The sequence below is a fragment of the Streptomyces sp. NPDC002911 genome, from assembly GCF_053591835.1.
The window spans coordinates 92268-111642 of the sequence record NZ_JBSFUO010000004.1; the positions used below are offsets into that span (position 1 = coordinate 92268).

16 protein-coding genes are annotated in these 19375 nt (G+C 69.1%); 1 reads left to right on the forward strand and 15 read right to left on the reverse strand.

Going from position 1 to position 19375, the window contains the following annotated elements; genetic code table 11:
- Window positions 1-28: 28 nt before the first annotated feature.
- From nuoN to ACWD04_RS08305, 14 genes are read right to left on the reverse strand one after another with little or no spacing between them, the layout of a single operon-like run.
- Window positions 29-1693, reverse strand: a complete 1665-nt coding sequence (gene nuoN / locus ACWD04_RS08240; protein WP_451129385.1) for an NADH-quinone oxidoreductase subunit NuoN — start codon at window positions 1691-1693, stop codon at window positions 29-31.
- Window positions 1690-3261 carry an NADH-quinone oxidoreductase subunit M gene (locus ACWD04_RS08245; protein ID WP_451129387.1) on the reverse strand — a complete coding sequence of 524 codons (1572 nt, stop codon included), beginning with the start codon at window positions 3259-3261 and terminating at the stop codon, window positions 1690-1692. The genes nuoN and ACWD04_RS08245 overlap by 4 nt, the downstream gene beginning before the upstream one ends.
- 4 nt (window positions 3262-3265) lie before the next feature.
- A complete protein-coding gene (nuoL, locus tag ACWD04_RS08250) occupies window positions 3266-5161 on the reverse strand; it encodes an NADH-quinone oxidoreductase subunit L (RefSeq protein ID WP_451129389.1) in 1896 nt (631 codons plus the stop codon).
- Between the two features lie 12 nt (window positions 5162-5173).
- Complete coding sequence (gene nuoK / locus ACWD04_RS08255; RefSeq protein WP_033297526.1) at window positions 5174-5473, reverse strand: NADH-quinone oxidoreductase subunit NuoK; 300 nt, start codon at window positions 5471-5473, stop codon at window positions 5174-5176.
- Window positions 5470-6324, reverse strand: a complete 855-nt coding sequence (locus ACWD04_RS08260) for an NADH-quinone oxidoreductase subunit J (RefSeq protein WP_451129391.1) — start codon at window positions 6322-6324, stop codon at window positions 5470-5472. The genes nuoK and ACWD04_RS08260 overlap by 4 nt, the downstream gene beginning before the upstream one ends.
- Window positions 6321-6917, reverse strand: coding sequence for an NADH-quinone oxidoreductase subunit NuoI (gene nuoI, locus ACWD04_RS08265; RefSeq protein WP_451129393.1), 597 nt, complete (start codon window positions 6915-6917; stop codon window positions 6321-6323). Before nuoI ends, ACWD04_RS08260 begins: the two co-directional genes overlap by 4 nt.
- Complete coding sequence (nuoH, locus tag ACWD04_RS08270) at window positions 6910-8328, reverse strand: NADH-quinone oxidoreductase subunit NuoH (protein ID WP_451129395.1); 1419 nt, start codon at window positions 8326-8328, stop codon at window positions 6910-6912. The genes nuoI and nuoH overlap by 8 nt, the downstream gene beginning before the upstream one ends.
- Window positions 8325-10832 carry an NADH-quinone oxidoreductase subunit G gene (locus ACWD04_RS08275; protein WP_451129397.1) on the reverse strand — a complete coding sequence of 836 codons (2508 nt, stop codon included), beginning with the start codon at window positions 10830-10832 and terminating at the stop codon, window positions 8325-8327. Before ACWD04_RS08275 ends, nuoH begins: the two co-directional genes overlap by 4 nt.
- Complete coding sequence (gene nuoF / locus ACWD04_RS08280) at window positions 10829-12202, reverse strand: NADH-quinone oxidoreductase subunit NuoF (RefSeq protein WP_451129399.1); 1374 nt, start codon at window positions 12200-12202, stop codon at window positions 10829-10831. The genes ACWD04_RS08275 and nuoF overlap by 4 nt, the downstream gene beginning before the upstream one ends.
- On the reverse strand, window positions 12202-13020 hold the full coding sequence (nuoE, locus tag ACWD04_RS08285) for an NADH-quinone oxidoreductase subunit NuoE (protein WP_451129987.1): 819 nt from the start codon (window positions 13018-13020) through the stop codon (window positions 12202-12204). Before nuoE ends, nuoF begins: the two co-directional genes overlap by 1 nt.
- Before the next feature lie 29 nt (window positions 13021-13049).
- The gene (locus ACWD04_RS08290) at window positions 13050-14426 is read right to left on the reverse strand and encodes an NADH-quinone oxidoreductase subunit D (protein WP_451129401.1); all 1377 of its coding nucleotides are present in this window, start codon (window positions 14424-14426) and stop codon (window positions 13050-13052) included.
- Window positions 14426-15136 carry an NADH-quinone oxidoreductase subunit C gene (locus tag ACWD04_RS08295; RefSeq protein WP_451129403.1) on the reverse strand — a complete coding sequence of 237 codons (711 nt, stop codon included), beginning with the start codon at window positions 15134-15136 and terminating at the stop codon, window positions 14426-14428. The genes ACWD04_RS08290 and ACWD04_RS08295 overlap by 1 nt, the downstream gene beginning before the upstream one ends.
- Window positions 15133-15687, reverse strand: a complete 555-nt coding sequence (locus tag ACWD04_RS08300; RefSeq protein WP_014154689.1) for a NuoB/complex I 20 kDa subunit family protein — start codon at window positions 15685-15687, stop codon at window positions 15133-15135. Before ACWD04_RS08300 ends, ACWD04_RS08295 begins: the two co-directional genes overlap by 4 nt.
- 18 nt (window positions 15688-15705) lie before the next feature.
- Entirely contained in the window at window positions 15706-16065 is a 360-nt protein-coding gene (locus ACWD04_RS08305; protein ID WP_003992243.1) for an NADH-quinone oxidoreductase subunit A, read from the reverse strand.
- Window positions 16066-16955: 890 nt separating this feature from the next.
- Between ACWD04_RS08305 and ACWD04_RS08310 the strand changes: the two genes are divergently transcribed.
- A complete protein-coding gene (locus ACWD04_RS08310) occupies window positions 16956-17792 on the forward strand; it encodes a C40 family peptidase (RefSeq protein ID WP_451129406.1) in 837 nt (278 codons plus the stop codon).
- Between the two features lie 67 nt (window positions 17793-17859).
- Here ACWD04_RS08310 and mptB read toward each other — a convergent pair whose 3' ends face one another.
- Window positions 17860-19371: a polyprenol phosphomannose-dependent alpha 1,6 mannosyltransferase MptB gene (gene mptB / locus ACWD04_RS08315; protein ID WP_451129408.1), complete on the reverse strand. Its 1512-nt coding sequence runs from the start codon at window positions 19369-19371 to the stop codon at window positions 17860-17862.
- Window positions 19372-19375: the final 4 nt, after the last annotated feature.

A 19375-nucleotide genomic window follows, 5' to 3' on the forward strand; every position in this document is an offset into this window, starting at 1 on the left:
CGTCCGGCGTCGCAGCGCGTTCCCGCCGTTACCGCACGAACACACCCGCCTGGCTCGCCAGGTCGAGGAAGTACTGCGGAGCCAGGCCGAGCACCAGGGTCACGGCGACTCCCACCGCGATCGTGGTCATCGTCAGTGGGGACGGGACGGCGACCGTCGGGCCGTCCGCCTTCGGCTCGCTGAAGAACATCAGGACGATGACCCGGATGTAGAAGAACGCGGCGATGGCCGACGAGATCACACCGACCACGACGAGGCCGCCCGCGCCCCCGTCCGCCGCCGCCTTGAAGACGGCGAACTTGCCGGAGAAGCCCGAGGTGAGCGGAATACCGGCGAAGGACAGCAGGAACACGGCGAAGACCGCCGCGGTCAGCGGCGAGCGCCGGCCCAGACCGGCCCACTTCGACAGATGGGTCGCCTCTCCGCCCGCGTCCCGCACCAGGGTGACGACGGCGAAGGCACCGACCGTCACGAAGGAGTACACCGCGAGGTAGAAGAGCACCGAGGAGATGCCCTCCGGGCTGGCCGCGATGACCCCCGCGAGGATGAAACCCGCGTGCGCGATCGAGGAGTAGGCCAGGAGACGCTTGATGTCGGTCTGGGTGATCGCGACGATCGCTCCGCCCAGCATCGTGACGACGGCGACACCCCACATGACGGGGCGCAGGTCCCAGGTGAGGCCGGGCAGCACCACGTACAGCAGGCGCAGCAGCGCGCCGAACGCGGCGACCTTCGTGGCCGCCGCCATGAAGCCGGTGACCGGGGTCGGGGCTCCCTGGTAGACGTCCGGGGTCCACATGTGGAACGGGACCGCGCCGACCTTGAAGAGCAGGCCCATCAGGATCATCGCCCCGCCGATCAGCAGCAGCGCGTCGTTGCCCATGGTCCCGGCGAGCGCCGGGTCGATCTGCTGGACGGTGCCGTCGACGACGTGTCCGATGCCGGCGTACGACACGGTGCCCGCGTATCCGTAGAGCAGGGCGATCCCGAAGAGCAGGAACGCCGAGGAGAAGGCGCCGAGCAGGAAGTACTTCACGGCGGCTTCCTGCGACAGGAGCCGCTTGCGGCGGGCGACGGCGCACAGGAGGTAGAGCGGGAGGGAGAAGACCTCGAGCGCGATGAAGAGCGTCAGGAGGTCGTTGGCCGCGGGGAAGACCAGCATGCCCGCCACGGAGAAGAGGGCCAGCGGGAAGACCTCGGTCGTGGTGAATCCGGCCTTGACCGCCGCCTTCTCCCCGTCGCTGCCGGGCACCGAACCGGCCTGGGCGGCGAAGGAGTCCACCCGGTTGCCGTGCGAGGCCGGGTCGAGGCGCCGCTCGGCGAACGTGAAGACGCAGACCATGGAGACGAGCAGGATGGTGCCCTGGAGGAACAGGGCGGGTCCGTCGACGGCGACGGCGCCCATCGCGGCGATGTGCGCGTTCTCCGTGGCGTACCCGTCGGCAGCGAGCCCCACCACCGCGGCGAACGCGGCGGCGATCGCGACGACCGTCAGGAACACCTGGGTCGTGTAGCGGGCCCGTCGCGGGACGAACGCCTCCACCAGGATCCCGAGAACGGCGGCACCGACCACGATCAGGACGGGTGCCAGTTGGGCGTACTCGATGGTCGGAGCGGTGAACTTGTCGCCCGGGGCGGCCGATGTCACCTCGCCCGCCGTCGTCCACAGACTGTGGACAGCTGTTGCGCTCACTTGGCGGCCTCCACCTCGGGCTGGGGGTCCTTCTTCTGTACGTCGTGCATGGTGTGCTGCACCGCCGGGTTCACGACCTCGGTGAGCGGCTTCGGGAAGACGCCCAGGAAGATCAGCAGGGCGATCAGCGGAAGGGCCACCGCCAGCTCGCGGACCCTGAGGTCGGGCATGCCCCCGATCCCCTCCCTGACCGGTCCGGTCATCGTCCGCTGGTAGAGGACGAGGACGTAGAGCGCGGCGAGCACGATGCCGAGGGTCGCGATGATCCCGGCCACCGGATACGCGCTGAACGCGCCGACCAGGACCAGGAATTCGCTGACGAACGGCGCGAGGCCGGGCAGCGACAGGGTGGCCAGGCCGCCGATGAGGAAGGTTCCCGCCAGGACGGGCGCCACCTTCTGCACCCCGCCGTAGTCGGCGATGAGCCGCGAGCCGCGCCGGGTGATCAGGAATCCGGCGACCAGCATCAGCGCGGCCGTCGAGAGGCCGTGGTTGACCATGTAGAGCGTGGCGCCCGACTGGCCCTGGCTGGTCATCGCGAAGATACCGAGCACGATGAAGCCGAAGTGTGAGATCGACGCGTAGGCGATGAGCCGCTTGATGTCGCGCTGGCCGACGGCGAGCAGGGCGCCGTAGATGATGGAGATCAGTGCCAGCACGATGATCACCGGCGTCGCCCACTTGCTGGCCTCCGGGAACAGCTGGAGGCAGAAGCGGAGCATCGCGAAGGTGCCGACCTTGTCGACGACCGCGGTGATCAGGACGGCCACCGGTGTGGTCGCCTCCCCCATGGCGTTGGGCAGCCAGGTGTGCAGCGGCCACAGCGGGGCCTTCACCGCGAAGGCGAAGAAGAACCCGAGGAACAGCCACCGCTCGGTGGAGGTCGCCATGTCCAGCGAGCCGTCGGCCCGGGCCTCGGCGATCTCGGAGAGCGAAAAGCTGCCCGCGACGACGTAGAGCCCGATGACGGCGGCCAGCATGATGAGCCCGCCGGCCAGGTTGTAGAGGAGGAACTTCACCGCCGCGTAGCTGCGTTGCGCCGCCGCGTTCTCGTCGCTGCCCGAGTGGGCCCGGTCCCCGAAGCCGCCGATGAGGAAGTACATCGGGATGAGCATGGCTTCGAAGAGGATGTAGAAGAGGAAGACGTCGGTGGCCACGAAGGAGAGGATCACCATCGCTTCCACCATCAGGATCAGGGCGAAGAAGCCCTGGGTCGGCCGCCACCGGGAGGAACGTGTCTCCAGGGGATCGGCGTCGTGCCAGCCCGCGAGGATGACGAAGGGGATCAGCAAGGCGGTGAGCGCCAGGAGCGCCACCCCGATGCCGTCGACCCCCAGCTCGTACCGGACGCCGAAGTCCTTGATCCAGGCGTGCGATTCGGTCAGCTGGTAGCGGTCGCCGCCCGGTTCGAAGCGGGCGAACACGATACCGGCCAAAACCAGGGTCGCCAGCGAGACGACCAGGGCGAGCCACTTGGCCGCGGTGCGCCGGGCGGCCGGGACGGCGGCGGTGGCGATCGCGCCGATCGCCGGGAGCGCCGCCGTCGCTGTCAGGAGGGGAAAGGACATGGGATCAGACCGCCCTCATCAGCAGGGTCGCGGCGATGAGTACCGCCGCACCGCCGAACATCGAGACCGCGTAGGAGCGGGCATAGCCGTTCTGCAGCTTGCGCAGTCGGCCGGAGAGCCCGCCCATCGAGGCGGCCGTGCCGTTGACGACGCCGTCGACCAGGGTGTGGTCGACGTAGACCAGGGAGCGGGTGAGGTGTTCGCCGCCGCGGACCAGGACCACGTGGTTGAAGTCGTCCTGGAGGAGGTCGCGGCGGGCCGCCCTGGTGAGCAGGGAGCCGCGCGGTGCGACGGCGGGGACGGGCTTGCGCCCGTACATGGCCCAGGCGATGGCGACACCGATGACGAGCACCACCATCGTGGCGGCGGTGACGGTGGCCGCGCTGACCGGGGCGTGTCCGTGGTCGTGTCCGGTGACGGGCTCCAGCCAGTGCATGAACCGGTCGCCGATGGAGAAGAAACCTCCGGCGAAGACCGACCCGAAGGCCAGCACGATCATCGGGATCGTCATGGACTTCGGTGACTCGTGCGGATGCGGCTCGCGGCCATCCGCGTCCGGCTGCCAGCGCTTCTCGCCGAAGAAGGTCAGCAGCATCACGCGCGTCATGTAGAACGCGGTGATCGCGGCGCCCAGCAGGGTGACGGAACCGAGGATCCAGCCCTCGGTACCGCCCTTGGCGAAGGCCGCCTCGATGATCATGTCCTTGGAGAAGAAGCCGGACAGGCCGGGGAAGCCGATGATCGCGAGATAGCCCAGGCCGAAGGTGACGAAGGTGACCGGCATGAACTTCCGCAGGCCGCCGTACTTCCGCATGTCCACCTCGTCGTTCATGCCGTGCATGACCGAACCGGCACCGAGGAAGAGCCCCGCCTTGAAGAAGCCGTGGGTCACCAGGTGCATGATCGCGAAGACGTAACCGATGGGGCCGAGGCCCGCGGCCAGGATCATGTAGCCGATCTGCGACATCGTCGACCCGGCGAGGGCCTTCTTGATGTCGTCCTTCGCACAACCGACGATCGCACCGAAGAGGAGCGTGACGGCTCCGACGACCACGACGGCCAGCTGTGCGTCGGGCGCCGCGTTGAAGATCGCGCCGGAGCGGACGATGAGGTAGACACCCGCGGTCACCATGGTGGCGGCGTGGATCAGGGCCGAGACCGGGGTCGGGCCCTCCATCGCGTCACCGAGCCAGGACTGCAGCGGCACCTGGGCCGACTTGCCGCAGGCGGCGAGGAGCAGCATCAGGCCGATCGCGGTGAGCTTGCCCTCGCCGGTGTCTCCCGTCGCTTCGAGCACCGGCCCGAAGGCGAACGTACCGAAGGTGGTGAACATCAGCATGATCGCGATGGACAGGCCCATGTCGCCGACCCGGTTGACCAGGAAGGCCTTCTTGGCGGCGGTGGCCGCGCTGGGCTTGTGCTGCCAGAAGCCGATGAGCAGGTACGACGCCAGACCGACGCCCTCCCACCCGACGTACAGCAACAGGTAGTTGTCGGCGATGACCAGGAGGAGCATCGCCGCGAGGAACAGGTTCAGGTAGCCGAAGAAGCGGCGGCGGCGCTCGTCGTGCTCCATGTAGCCGATGGAGTAGATGTGGATCAGCGTGCCCACACCTGTGATCAGCAGGACGAACGTCATCGACAACTGGTCGAGCTGGAAGGCCACATCGGCCTGGAACCCCTCGACGGGGATCCAGCTGAACAGCATCTGGTGCAGGGCGCGGTCCTCGGCCCCCTTGCCCAGCATGTCGGTGAAGAGCACGACACCGATGACGAACGACGCGGCGGCGAGCGCCGTGCCGATCCAGTGGCCGGTCCGGTCGAGCCGGCGGCCGCCGCAGAGCAGGACCGCCGCTCCGAGCAGGGGCGCCGCGACCAGCAGCGCAATCAGGTTTTCCACGATTCCGACCCCTTACAGCTTCATCAGGCTGGCGTCGTCGACCGAGGCCGAGTGGCGGGAGCGGAACAGCGACACGATGATCGCGAGCCCGATGACGACCTCCGCGGCGGCGACGACCATCGTGAAGAACGCGATGATCTGGCCGTCGAGATTGCCGTGCATCCGGGAGAACGCGACGAGCGCGAGGTTGCAGGCGTTGAGCATCAGCTCGATGCACATGAACACCACGATCGCGTTCCGCCTGATCAGCACACCGGAGGCGCCGATCGTGAACAAAAGGGCCGCGAGGTAGAGGTAGTTGACCGGATTCACTTGGCGACCTCCTCCTCTTCTTCTGCCGTGTCACGGACCGGTCCGCGGTCACGGCCGAGCCGCTCCCCGGAGCGCTGTTCCAGTGCCTTGAGGTCGGCGAGCGACTCGCTGGACACATCGCGGATCTGGCCCCGCTGCCGCAGGGTCTGCATGACGGTGAGCTCGGACGGGGTGCCGTCCGGGAGCAGTCCCGCGATGTCCACGGCGTTGTGCCGGGCGTAGACGCCGGGGGCCGGCAGCGGCGGCAGGTGACTGCTGCGCACCCGCTCCTGGGAGAGCTCACGCTGTGTCTTGGCGGCTTCGGTGCGCTCGCGGTGCGTGAGCAGCATCGCGCCGACGGTCGCCGTGATCAGCAGGGCACCGGTGATCTCGAACGCGAACACGTATTTGGTGAAGATGAGGTTGGCGAGGCCCTCGACGTTTCCGCCGTGCCGTGCGTTCGCCGCGCCCAGGCCGTTGAAGGTCTTCAGCGACGCCTGTCCGATACCGGCGATCAGCAGGATGCCGAAGCCGAGTCCGCAGGCGGCGGCCAGCCAGCGCTGGCCCTTGAGCGTCTCCTGCAGCGAGTCCGCCGCCGTGACGCCGACGAGCATGACCACGAAGAGGAACAGCATCATGATCGCGCCGGTGTAGACGACGACCTGGACGATGCCCAGGAAGTAGGCGCCGTTGGCGAGGTAGAACACCGCCAGCACGATCATGGTCCCGGCGAGCGACAGGGCGCTGTGCACGGCCTTCTTCATCAGGACGGTGAAGAGTGCGCCGAGGACGGCGACCGTGCCGAGGATCCAGAACTGGACTGCCTCGCCGGTCGAGGTGGCGGTGGCCGCTGCGGCCAGGGTGGAGGTCATGCGCCCACGTCCTTGTCCGCTTCTCCCTTGGACACCGCGGCCTGGCGCTCCGTACCGGGCGCGGCAGCGGTCACCAGACCGCGGTAGTAGTCCTGTTCGTCCATGCCGGGGAAGAGCGCGTGGGGGCTGTCCACCATGCCTTCCTCAAGCCCCGCGAGCAGCTCGTCCTTGGTGTAGATGAGGCTCTCGCGGGTGGTGTTGGCCAGCTCGAACTGGTTGGTCATGGTCAGGGCCCGGGTGGGGCACGCCTCGATGCAGAGCCCGCACAGGATGCAGCGCGCGTAGTTGATCTGGTAGACGCGGCCGTAGCGCTCGCCCGGGGAGTAGCGCTCCTCGTCCGTGTTGTCCGCGCCCTCGACGTAGATCGCGTCCGCCGGACACGCCCAGGCGCAGAGCTCGCAGCCGACGCATTTCTCCAGCCCGTCCGGGTGACGGTTGAGCTGGTGCCGGCCATGGAAGCGCGGCGCTGTCACCTTCTTCGTCTCCGGGTACTGCTCGGTCAGCCGCTTCTTGAACATGGCCTTGAAGGTCACGCCGAAGCCGGCCACAGGATTCTGGAACTTCTCCCCTGAGGGTTCTGATGACTCAGACACCGTCAGCCTCCCTTCCGTCACTCGAACTTCCGGTACCCACCTGATCGTCACTCCGAGTATCCGGCCCGCCACTGACAACGAGCTCCCGCTCACGTCGCGGCGTGCGGCGCGGCACCGGCGGCAGCGCCTGGCCGGGCAGCGGCGGCACGGGGTATCCGCCCGCCATCGGGTCGAACGCCGGCTCCGGCCCGGCCGCCTCCTCGGCGGCCTTGGTCTTCCGGTCGCGGAAGACGTCGGCGACGAAGGAGATCAGCAGGACGGCGATCACGGCTCCGGCGACGTACAGCAGGATCTTGGAGTAGTCGTATCCCTCGTTGTTCAGCGCCCTGACGGTGGCGACCAGCATCAGCCAGACCACGGAGACCGGGATCAGGACCTTCCAGCCGAGCTTCATCAGCTGGTCGTAGCGGACGCGGGGCAGCGTGCCGCGCAGCCAGATGAAGAAGAAGAGGAGCAGCTGCACCTTGATGACGAACCAGAGCATCGGCCACCAGCCGTGGTTCGCGCCCTCCCAGAAGGTGCTGATCGGGTACGGAGCCCGCCAGCCGCCCAGGAACAGGGTCACGGAGACCGCGGAGACGGTGACCATGTTGACGTACTCGGCGAGCATGAACATCGCGAACTTGATCGAGGAGTACTCGGTGTTGAAGCCGCCGACCAGGTCGCCCTCGGACTCCGGCATGTCGAAGGGAGCACGGTTGGTCTCGCCGACCATCGTGATGATGTAGATGATGAAGGAGACCGGCAGCAGGAGGATGAACCAGCGGTCCTCCTGCGCCGCCACGATCTCCGAGGTCGACATCGAGCCCGAGTAGAGGAACACGGAGGCGAACGCGGCGCCCATCGCGATCTCGTAGCTGATCATCTGGGCGCACGAACGCAGGCCGCCGAGCAGCGGATACGTCGAGCCGGAGGACCAGCCGGCCAGCACGATGCCGTAGATGCCGACGGAGGCGACCGCGAGGATGTACAGCATCGCGATCGGCAGGTCGGTCAGCTGCATCGTCGTCCGGTGGCCGAAGATCGAGACCTCGTTGCCGGCCGGGCCGAACGGGATCACCGCGATCGCCATGAACGCCGGTGCGGCGGCGACGATCGGGGCCAGGACGTAGACGACCTTGTCGGCCCGCTTGACGACGACGTCTTCCTTCAGCATCAGCTTGATGCCGTCGGCGAGCGACTGGAGCATGCCCCAGGGGCCGTGCCGGTTGGGGCCGATGCGCAGCTGCATCCAGGCGACGACCTTGCGCTCCCACACGATGGCGAACAACACGGTCACCATCAGGAACGCGAAGCAGAACACCGCCTTGACGACGACGAGCCACCAGGGGTCCGTGCCGAACATCGAGAGGTCCTCGGCTGCGAGGACGGTGCCCTGCGGTGCCGCGGTGAGTCGGGCGAGGCCGGTCACTCTCCTACCTCCGTTGTCACGACGTGGGAGCCCGGGGCGGCCGGACCGATCCGGACCACTCCGCCCGGCTGGGCGCCGGTGCCGGCGGGGACTCCCCGGCCGACGGAGTTGAGGGGGACCCACACCACCCGGTCCGGCATCTCGGTCACCGCCAGCGGGAGTTCGGTGCTGCCTGCGGGCCCGGTGACGGCCAGCAGATCGCCGTCCTTCACCCCGGACTCGGCAGCGGTGGCCGGGGAGAGCCGGGCGACGGCCGCGTGCCGGGTACCGGCCAGCGCCTCGTCGCCCTCCTGGAGCCGGCCCCGGTCGAGCAGCATCCGGTGGCCCGCGAGGACCGCCTCGCCGTCGCCGGGCCGGGGCACCGGGCGGGACGTCGCCCGCGGGTCGTCGGCGTGGCCGCCCTGCCAGCCGCCGAGCCGGTCGAGCTCGCGGCGGGCCGCCCTCAGGTCGGGCAGTGCGAGGTGTACGTCGAGTGCGTCGGCCAGCATGTGCAGCACCCGCGCGTCGGTCGGGCAGAGTGTCCTCGGCAGCTGCTCGGGCTTCAGCGCGGCCTCGAACATCCGCGCCCTGCCTTCCCAGTTGAGGAAGGTGCCGGACTTCTCCGGGACGGCGGCGACGGGCAGGACCACGTCGGCGCGCCCGGTGACCGCACCGGGGCGCAGCTCCAGCGAGACCAGGAAGCCGACCTCGTCCAGCGCCTCCACGGCACGGGCCGGGTCGGGCAGGTCCTCGGGGTCGACCCCCGCGACCAGCAGCGCGGCCAGCTCGCCGGTGGCCGCGGCCTCCACGATCTGGCCGGTGTCGCGGCCGAAGCGGGCGGGGAGTTCGGCGACGCCCCAGACGGACGCCACCTCCTCCCGTGCCCGGGGGTCCGTCGCGGGACGGCCGCCGGGCAGCAGCGACGGGAGCGCGCCCGCCTCCAGTGCGCCGCGTTCACCGGCCCGGCGCGGGATCCACACCAGTGCGGCGCCGGTCGCCGCGGCGGTGCGCACGGCTGCGGTCAGTCCGCCGGGTACCGCCGCGAGCCGCTCGCCCACCACGATCACGGCACCCTCGCCGCGCAGCGCCTCGGCCGCGACGGCCCCCTCGCCCTCCAGGCCGACTCCGCCCGCGAGGGCGTTCAGCCATTCGGTCTCGGTGCCGGGGGCGGCGGGGAGTAGCGTGCCGCCCGCCTTCTCCAGGCCCCGGCTGGCGTGCGAGGCGAGCGCGAACGTCCGCTGCCCGTGCTTGCGGTGGGCCTTGCGGAGCCGCAGGAAGACGCCGGGCGCCTCCTCCTCGGACTCGAAGCCGGCCAACAGGACGGCCGGGGCCTTCTCCAGCGCGGTGTACGTGACCCCGCTGCCGTCCAGGTCGCGGCCGCGCCCGGCCACCCGCGCGGCGAGGAAGTCGGCTTCCTCACCGCTGTGGACGCGGGCCCGGAAGTCGATGTCGTTGGTGCCGAGGGCGACCCGCGCGAACTTGCTGTACGCGTAGGCGTCCTCGACGGTCAGCCGGCCACCGGTGAGCACCCCGGTCCTGCCGCGCGCCCCCGAGAGCCCGGCGGCCGCGGCTTCCAGCGCCTCGGGCCAGCTCGCCGGCTCCAGCACCCCCTGCGCGTTGCGTACGAGCGGCGTGGTGAGCCGGTCGCGCTGCTGGGCGTAGCGGAAGCCGAAGCGGCCCTTGTCGCAGAGCCACTCCTCGTTGACCTCGGGGTCGTTGGCGGCGAGACGCCGCATGACCTTGCCACGCCGGTGGTCGGTCCGGGTCGCACAGCCGCCGGCGCAGTGCTCGCACACCGAGGGCGTCGACACCAGATCGAAGGGCCGGGAGCGGAAGCGGTACGCCGCCGAGGTCAGGGCCCCGACCGGGCAGATCTGGATGGTGTTGCCGGAGAAGTACGACTCGAAGGGGTCGCCCTCGCCGGTACCGACCTGCTGGAGCGCGCCGCGGTCGATCATCTCGATCATCGGGTCGCCGGCCACCTGGTTGGAGAACCGGGTGCAGCGTGCGCAGAGCACGCACCGTTCACGGTCAAGCAGCACCTGGGTGGAGATGGGGACGGGCTTCTCGAAGGTGCGCTTCTTCCCGTCGAAGCGGGAGTCGGCGCCGCCGTGCGACATCGCCTGGTTCTGCAGGGGGCACTCGCCTCCCTTGTCGCAGACCGGGCAGTCCAGCGGGTGGTTGATGAGCAGGAGCTCCATCACCCCCTTCTGGGCCTTCTCCGCGACGGGCGAGGTGATCTGCGACTTCACGACCATGCCGTCGGTGCACGTGATGGTGCAGGACGCCATCGGCTTGCGCTGGCCCTCGACCTCGACGATGCACTGCCGGCAGGCGCCGGCCGGGTCGAGGAGCGGGTGGTCGCAGAAGCGCGGGATCTCGATGCCGAGGAGTTCGGCGGCGCGGATGACCAGGGTGCCCTTGGGCACGCTGATCTCGATGCCGTCGATCGTGAGCGTGACGAGGTCCTCGGGCGGAACGGCCGCCTCGCCGCCCCCGGAGGGCGCACTCGTGGTGACTGTCATGCGTTCACCCCCCGGTGAGCGTTCTTGTCGTCTCTGTCGTCGGCCCAGAGGGTCGACCTGGCGGGGTCGAAGGGGCATCCCTTGCCGGTGATGTGCTGCTCGTACTCCTCGCGGAAGTACTTCAGCGAGGAGAAGATCGGCGAGGCCGCGCCGTCACCGAGGGCGCAGAAGGACTTGCCGTTGATGTTGTCGGCGATGTCGTTGAGCTTGTCGAGGTCGGCCATCTGCCCCTTGCCCGCCTCGATGTCGCGGAGCAGCTGGACGAGCCAGTAGGTGCCCTCGCGGCACGGCGTGCACTTGCCGCAGGACTCATGGGCGTAGAACTCGGTCCAGCGGGTGACGGCGCGCACCACGCAGGTGGTCTCGTCGAAGCACTGCAGCGCCTTGGTGCCGAGCATGGATCCGGCGGCGCCGACGCCCTCGTAGTCCAGGGGGACGTCGAGGTGCTCCTCGGTGAACATCGGGGTGGAGGAGCCTCCCGGGGTCCAGAACTTCAGGCGGTGCCCGGTCCGGATGCCGCCGCTCATGTCGAGCAGCTGGCGCAGGGTGATGCCGAGTGGGGCCTCGTACTGGCCGGGGCTGGTGACGTGCCCGCTGAGCGAGTACAGCGTGAAGCCCGGGGACTTCTCGCTGCCCATCGACTTGAACCAGTCCTTGCCCCTGTTCAGGATCGCGGGAACCGAGGCGATGGACTCGACGTTGTTCACGACAGTGGGACAGGCGTACAGACCGGCGACCGCGGGGAAGGGGGGACGAAGCCGGGGCTGGCCTCGCCGTCCTTCGAGCGAGTCGAGCAGCGCGGTTTCCTCTCCACAGATGTACGCACCGGCACCCGCGTGCACCGTGAGTTCCAGGTCGAGTCCCGAACCCAGGACGTTCGCCCCCAGATAACCCGCCTCGTACGCTTCACGTACCGCTTCGTGCAGCCTCCGCAGCACGGGAACGACTTCACCGCGCAGATAGATGAAGGCGTGCGACGAGCGGATCGCGTAACAGGCGATCACGATGCCCTCGATGAGGCTGTGCGGGTTCGCGAAGAGGAGCGGGATGTCCTTGCAGGTCCCGGGCTCCGACTCGTCGGCGTTCACCACGAGGTAGTGCGGCTTGCCGTCGCCCTGCGGGATGAACTGCCACTTCATCCCGGTGGGGAAGCCTGCGCCTCCGCGTCCGCGCAGACCGGAGTCCTTGACGTACGCGATGAGGTCGTCCGGCGACATGGTCAGGGCCTTGCGCAGGCCCTCGTATCCGTCGTGCCGACGGTAGGTGTCCAGGGTCCAGGACTCCGGCTCGTCCCAGAAGGAGGAGAGGACGGGCGCCAGGAGCTTCTCCGGGCTGGTCCCGTTTTTGCCGATTTCGGCTGCCAAGGTCATCACTCCCCCTCCTCGGCGGCGGGCCCGGCCGGGTGATCCGGGTCGGAAGCCGATGTCTGCTGCGGCGCGTCGTGCGAGCTGAGGTGCTCGGAGCCCTGTTGCGGCTGCGCGTCCCGGGGCGTCTCACCCCTCGGTCCGACCACGCGTGCGTGCGGAGCGGCTTCGCCCTTGGCGAGCTTCAGGCCGACCAGCGAGGCGGCACCCGCCCCGCCGCTCGCCTCGACGGCGCCGGGGCGCCGGTCGGGGAAGCCGGCGAGGATCCGGGCCGTCTCCTTGTACGTACAGAGAGGGGCGCCGCGGGTGGGCTCCACTGTGCGGCCGGCGATCAGGTCGTCGACGAGCCGTGTCGCGCTCTCCGGCGTCTGGTTGTCGAAGAACTCCCAGTTGACCATCACGACCGGCGCGAAGTCGCAGGCCGCGTTGCACTCGATGTGTTCGAGGGTGACCTTGCCGTCCTCGGTCGTCTCGTCGTTGCCGACGCCCAGGTGCTCCTTGAGCCGGTCGAAGATGGCGTCGCCGCCCATGACCGCGCACAGGGTGTTGGTGCAGACCCCGACCTGGTAGTCACCGCTGGGCCGGCGGCGGTACATCGTGTAGAAGGTGGCCACCGCGGTGACCTCGGCGGTGGTGAGGCCGAGCTGGTCGGCACAGAAGGCCATGCCCGTGCGGGAGACGAACCCCTCCTCGGACTGCACCAGGTGCAGCAGCGGCAGCAGGGCGGAGCGGCTGCCGGGGTAGCGCGCGATCACCTCCCGCGCGTCCGCTTCGAGCCGGGCGAGCACCTCGGCCGGGTAGGCGGGGGCGGGGAGCTGTGGCATCCCCAGGCTGACTTCTTGATTGGATGCGGTCACCGGTCGACGCCTCCCATCACGGGGTCGATGGACGCGACGGCGACGATGACGTCGGCGACCTGGCCGCCCTCACACATCGCCGCCATGGCCTGGAGGTTGGTGAAGGACGGGTCGCGGAAGTGGACCCGGAAGGGGCGCGTGCCGCCGTCCGAGACGACATGCACGCCGAGTTCACCCTTGGGGGACTCTATGGCGGTGTACGTCTGCCCGGCCGGGACCCGGAAGCCCTCGGTCACCAGCTTGAAGTGGTGGATCAGGGCCTCCATGGAGGTGCCCATGATCTTCTTGATGTGGTCGAGCGAGTTACCGAGTCCGTCGGGTCCCAGCGCGAGCTGCGCGGGCCAGGCGATCTTCTTGTCGGCCACCATGACCGGGCCCGGCTCCAACCGCTCCAGGCACTGCTCGACGATCCTGAGCGACTGGCGCATCTCCTCCAGCCGGATGAGGAAGCGGCCGTAGGCGTCGCAGCTGTCCGCGGTGGGCACGTCGAACTCGTAGCTCTCGTAGCCGCAGTACGGGTCGGTCTTGCGCAGGTCGTGCGGGAGTCCGGCGGACCTGAGGACCGGGCCGGTGGCGCCGAGCGCCATGCAGCCGGTCAGGTCGAGATATCCGACGTCCTGCATGCGGGCCTTGAAGATGGGGTTGCCGGTCGCGAGCTTGTCGTACTCCGGCAGGTTCTTCTTCATGGTCTTCACGAACTCGCGGAGCCGGTCGATCGCACCCATCGGCAGGTCCTGGGCGAGGCCGCCGGGCCGGATGAACGCGTGGTTCATCCGCAGGCCGGTGATCAGCTCGAAAAGATCGAGAACGAGTTCACGATCACGGAAGCCGTAGATCATGATCGTCGTGGCACCGAGCTCCATGCCTCCGGTGGCGATGCACACCAGGTGCGAGGAGATCCGGTTGAGCTCCATCAGGAGCACCCGCAGGACGGTGGCCCGGTCGGGGATCTGGTCCTCGATGCCGAGGAGCTTCTCGACCCCGAGGCAGTAGGCCGCCTCGTTGAAGAACGGGGTCAGGTAGTCCATGCGCGTGACGAAGGTGGTGCCCTGGGTCCAGTTCCGGAATTCGAGGTTCTTCTCGATGCCGGTGTGGAGGTAGCCGATACCGCAGCGGGCCTCGGTGACGGTCTCGCCGTCGATCTCCAGGATCAGCCGCAGCACGCCGTGCGTGGACGGGTGCTGAGGACCCATGTTGACGATGATGCGTTCGTCGTCCGACTTGGCGGCGGACTCGACGACCTCGTCCCAGTCGCCGCCGGTGACTGTGTATACAGTCCCCTCGGTCGTGTCGCGGGCATCGGACAGAGGCGTCCCGGCGGGACCCGATGAGGAGTGGTGGCCGGGCGACGGGTGGGAGTGGGGAGTAGTCATCAGCTGTACGACCTCCGCTGGTCCGGAGCCGGGATCTGGGCGCCCTTGTACTCGACGGCGATGCCGCCGAGCGGGTAGTCCTTGCGCTGCGGGAAGCCCTGCCAGTCGTCCGGCATCATGATCCGGGTCAGGGCGGGGTGCCCGTCGAAGATCAGGCCGAAGAAGTCGTAGGTCTCGCGCTCGTGCCAGTCGTTGGTGGGATAGACCTCGACCAGTGACGGGATGTGCGGGTCGCTGTCGGGGGCGGACACCTCGAGGCGGATCAGTCGCCCGTGCGTGAGCGAGCGCAGGTGGTAGACCGCGTGCAGCTCACGCCCCTTGTCCCCCAGATAGTGGACACCGCTGACGCCCGTGCACAGTTCGAAGCGCAGGGCCGGGTCGTCGCGCAGGGTGCGGGCGACCTGGACCACATGCTCGCGGGCGATGAAGAAGGTGACCTCGCCCCGGTCGACGACCGTCTTCTCGATGGCGTCGCCGGGGGCCACGCCCTGTTCCTCCAGGGCACCTTCCAGCTCGTCGGCGACCTCGTCGAACCAGCCGCCGTACGGCCGGGAGGCGGCTCCCGGCAGCGTCACCGTGCGGACGAGTCCGCCGTAGCCGGAGGTGTCGCCGCCGTTGGCGGCGCCGAACATGCCCTTGCGTACGCCGATGACGTCACCGGATTCGTCCCGCGGGGTGGGCAACCCGTTGCCGTTCTGCTCGTCGCTCACCGCAGCAGCCCCTTCATCTCGATCAGGGGGAGTGCCTTGAGGGCCGCCTCCTCCGCCTCGCGGGCGGCCTCCTCCGCGTTGACCCCGAGCTTGGAGCCCTGGATCTTCTGGTGGAGCTTGAGGATGGCGTCGATCAGCATCTCGGGACGGGGCGGGCATCCCGGCAGATAGATATCGACCGGGACAATATGATCAACACCCTGGACAATGGCGTAATTATTGAACATTCCACCGGATGACGCGCAAACCCCCATGGAGATGACCCACTTGGGGCTCGGCATCTGGTCGTAGACCTGCCGCAGGACGGGCGCCATCTTCTGGCTCACCCGCCCCGCGACGATCATCAGATCCGCCTGCCGCGGCGATCCGCGGAAGACCTCCATCCCGAAACGGGCCAGGTCGTACCGCCCGGCGCCGGTCGTCATCATCTCGATGGCGCAGCAGGCGAGGCCGAAGGTGGCGGGGAAGACGGAGGACTTCCGTACCCAGCCGGCGGCCTGCTCGACAGTGGTCAGCACAAAGCCGCTCGGCAGCTTCTCTTCGAGTCCCATGGTGTGCCCCTCAGCCCCTCAGTCCCATTCCAGGCCGCCCCGGCGCCACACATACGCGTAGGCGACGAAGACGGTGAGCACGAAGAGCAGCATCTCCACGAGCCCGAAGATCCCCAGGGCGTCGAAGGTGACCGCCCAGGGATAGAGGAAGACGATCTCGATGTCGAAGACGATGAACAGCATCGCCGTCAGGTAGTACTTGATGGGAAAACGGCCGCCTCCGGCTGGAGTGGGGGTGGGTTCGATACCGCACTCGTACGCTTCGAGCTTTGCTCGGTTGTACCGCTTGGGGCCGATAAGCGTGGCCATGACCACGGAGAAGATCGCAAACCCTGCCCCGAGGGCGCCGAGCACGAGGATGGGCGCGTAGGCATTCACGCTCCTCGCTCCTTCCAGTCGTCCTTGACCGTTGGACCGCATCGGGCGACCGGCTCGCCGCCTCATCAAGATCGTGTACATGTGAGGCAGTTCACAAGCCCGACTGCTTCGCATCCTATGCCTGCCACCCTGTGATCTGCGACACGGGGTACACCGGCGTCTTTGTGATCTCCACCACCTGACGAACGATCATGAAGTTGGATGAGCGGTGATCTTCATACGCGAAGCGGCCGTGCGGTTACGAGACGTGACATCTTGCGGCGTTATCGCTGGTCAAAGGCGCCTGGCCCTATCAATCGACCGCCCGTACAGGCAAATTGGCGGTGGACATCGAGTGGGTGATATGGAAATCGATCACTTGCGACAGCCACTCGGACGGGGGGCCTCCGGTACCGATGTGGACAATGCGCACGCATTCACGATCTTCCGGGCAGTCGGCACGAGCCCCGGCGGCGGCCGGCCGGACACCGGGGCGAGCACCCCGCCGAACGGTCCTCAGCCACCCGCCCGGCGACCGACAGGCGTCCGCGAAAACGGACACGACTCGCCAATGGGTCACGTCGCCACGGAAGGGCGGCCGACCTCGCTCCGCACGCGGCGCGCGACCGCGCGGTCGCCCCTCGCGGAAGAGTCACGCCGTGACCTGCGTCACTCCATGCACACGACAGGAAAAGCGGGCTTGGCCAATCGTGTGAACAGATGGTAAGCGACGGGCAATTCGGGCTAATTGAAAGAACTCCGTGATCACAGCGGTAGACAGGCCTGCCCGTTTTGCCCGTTAGGGCGTCAATAAGGGCACGTAATAAGCGGATTCACAGGTTCCGAACGTAACTGTGTCGCAACACACGTTTCTTGATGGGACCCCTACAGCCCTGATAGCGCTAGTACACATGTCCCACACCGCTCACATACCCAGCCACCGGAAGCCCCGCCAGAGTGCCTCGAAGACGGCGCTGCGGGCAGGAGTTGCCGGTGGCGTCCTCAGCACCATCGCGGTCGCGGGTGCCGCCGGACCGGCTCAGGCCGAGCCGGTGACCCAGACCATCGAGATGCCCACCATCACGGCCGGGCTCTCCACCTCCGTCGCCGCGTCCGCGCAGGCAACCCAGGCGGTCGCTCTCGACCTGGAGATCCAGGCACACGAGAACGCCGCGGCCGAAACCGCCGCCAAGGACGCCAAGAAGGCCAAGGCCGAGGCGGTCCGCAAGGCAGAGGCCAAGAAGAAGGCCGAAGCCGCCGCCAAGGCCAAGGCCGAGGCGGAAGCGGAGGCCGAGGCCGCCGAGCGCGCCTCCCGCTCCGCCGAGCGCACCACACTCAGCGCGTCCTCCGGCTCCTCCGACTCGTCCCCCTCCTTCTCCTCGTCGAACGCCACCGGGTCCGTCGCGTCCGTCATCGCGTTCGCGCAGTCCCAGGTCGGTGACGCGTACGTCTCCGGCGGCACCGGCCCGAACTCGTGGGACTGCTCGGGCCTGGTCCAGGCCGCCTTCGGGACGGTGGGCGTCGACCTGCCGCGCGTCTCGCAGAGCCAGTCGACCGCCGGGACCCAGGTCTCGCTCGACAACCTCCAGCCCGGCGACATCCTGTACTGGGGCGGCGCCGGCAGCGCGTACCACGTCGGGATCTACGTGGGCGGCGGCCAGTTCGTCGGTGCGCAGAACTCCAGCACCGGCGTCGTGCAGCAGTCCCTGGACTACGACCCGCCGTCGGGCGCCGTCCGCGTTCTCTGATTCACAAGCTCCGCACGCCTGAGCACGAGCGCGGGCCGTCACTCCTCCGACCGGGAGTGACGGCCCGTCATCGTGCCGTGGGCGCGTCCGCTTCCAGGGCGTCTTCCGCAGGGAGACGCCGGCCCGGCACGTGTCCCCGTTCCAGAGCGTCCCGGTCCCGGCGCAGGAGCAGCACGCCCGCCGCGCACACGAGACCTGCCAGCACGAAGCCGTACGGCGGGGTCGAGCCCGAAGGCTGTGTCTCGTAGACGAGCGCGGCCGACAGCACGGTCACCGCGCCCAGGGCCCGGCCGCCGCTCGCGGTGGCGGCGATCACCGCCGTCGCCCACAGCAGGTACCACGGCTGCACCATCGGCGAGAGCACGACCAGGGCCAGCAGCGCGAGGCCCAGGGCGCGAACCGGTTCCGTACGCCCCGTCGTCGCCTGCCATGCGAGGCGGGCGATCAGGACCAGGGCGACCAGCAGCCCCAGGTTCTGTACGGCGGACTTGACCGGATCCGGGTCGGTCCCCGCCAGCAGCCGCAGCAGTTCACCCAGGCCCAGGCCCAGGTCGCTGCTGAGGGACAGCGCGGTGTGAATGCGTCCCGCGACGCGCTGCGTCCCGAGCCAGCCGAAGCCGGTGCCGCCGAGGAACGTCGCGCCGACGGCCACCGCCCCGGCGACCAGTCCGGGCGCGAGCAGCCCCTTCGCCACCCGCCGTACGACCGGACCGCTCGCGGCCCGGCCCACCATGACGCCGACGAACAGCAGCGCCACCGCCGCGGGCGACTTGACCATCGTGGCGAGCCCGATGAGCACCGACCCGGTGATCCACCTCCCGCGCAGGGCCAGCAGCACACCGGCCAGCATGAGGCCGGTCATCAGCCCGTCGTTGTGGACGCCGCCGACGACATGGATGAGCAGCAGCGGGTTCAGTGCCCCGAGCCACAGCGCGGCACTCTCGCTGCGGCCGTGCTCCCGGGCGAGGTTCCGCAGGGCCCAGACGATCAGCACCAGCGCGCCCAGGGCGATGAGGCGCATCCCCAGCACGGCGGGCACGATCGTGCCGCCGGTCGCCCAGGCCACGACACGCGCCAGAACGAGGAAGAACGGCCCGTACGGGGCCGGGGTGTCGGTCCAGTGCCCGCCGACGCTCGCCGCGGCGTCGCCGCCCGGCCCGTCGGGGTCGAGGACGGACGGCCCCACGCTGTAGACGTCGTGCCCTTCGAGGACCATCACGCCCTGCGCGATGTAGCTGTAGACGTCGGCGCTGTAGAGCGGGGGTGCCAGGACCAGCGGGGCCGTCCACCAGCCCAGGGTGACGAGGGTGTCGCGTACGGGGGCTCCCGCCCGCCCGTACAGCCACCAGGCGGCGACGAGGACCGTCAGCCCGCCGTACGCCAGTGCGTAGCCGACAGCGGTCACCGCGGTCCCGTGGGAGACCCACAGGCCCCACGGGTCGTGGGCCGGCAGCGTGCCGACGGCCCAGCCGCCCAGAGCGACCGCCAGCGATCCGGCCGCGCCGAGCCGTCGGTAACCGCCGGTGGTCCATGCCCCGGTGATCCATCCCCTGGTGGTCCGTGCCCCTGTCGCCCCCATGGTC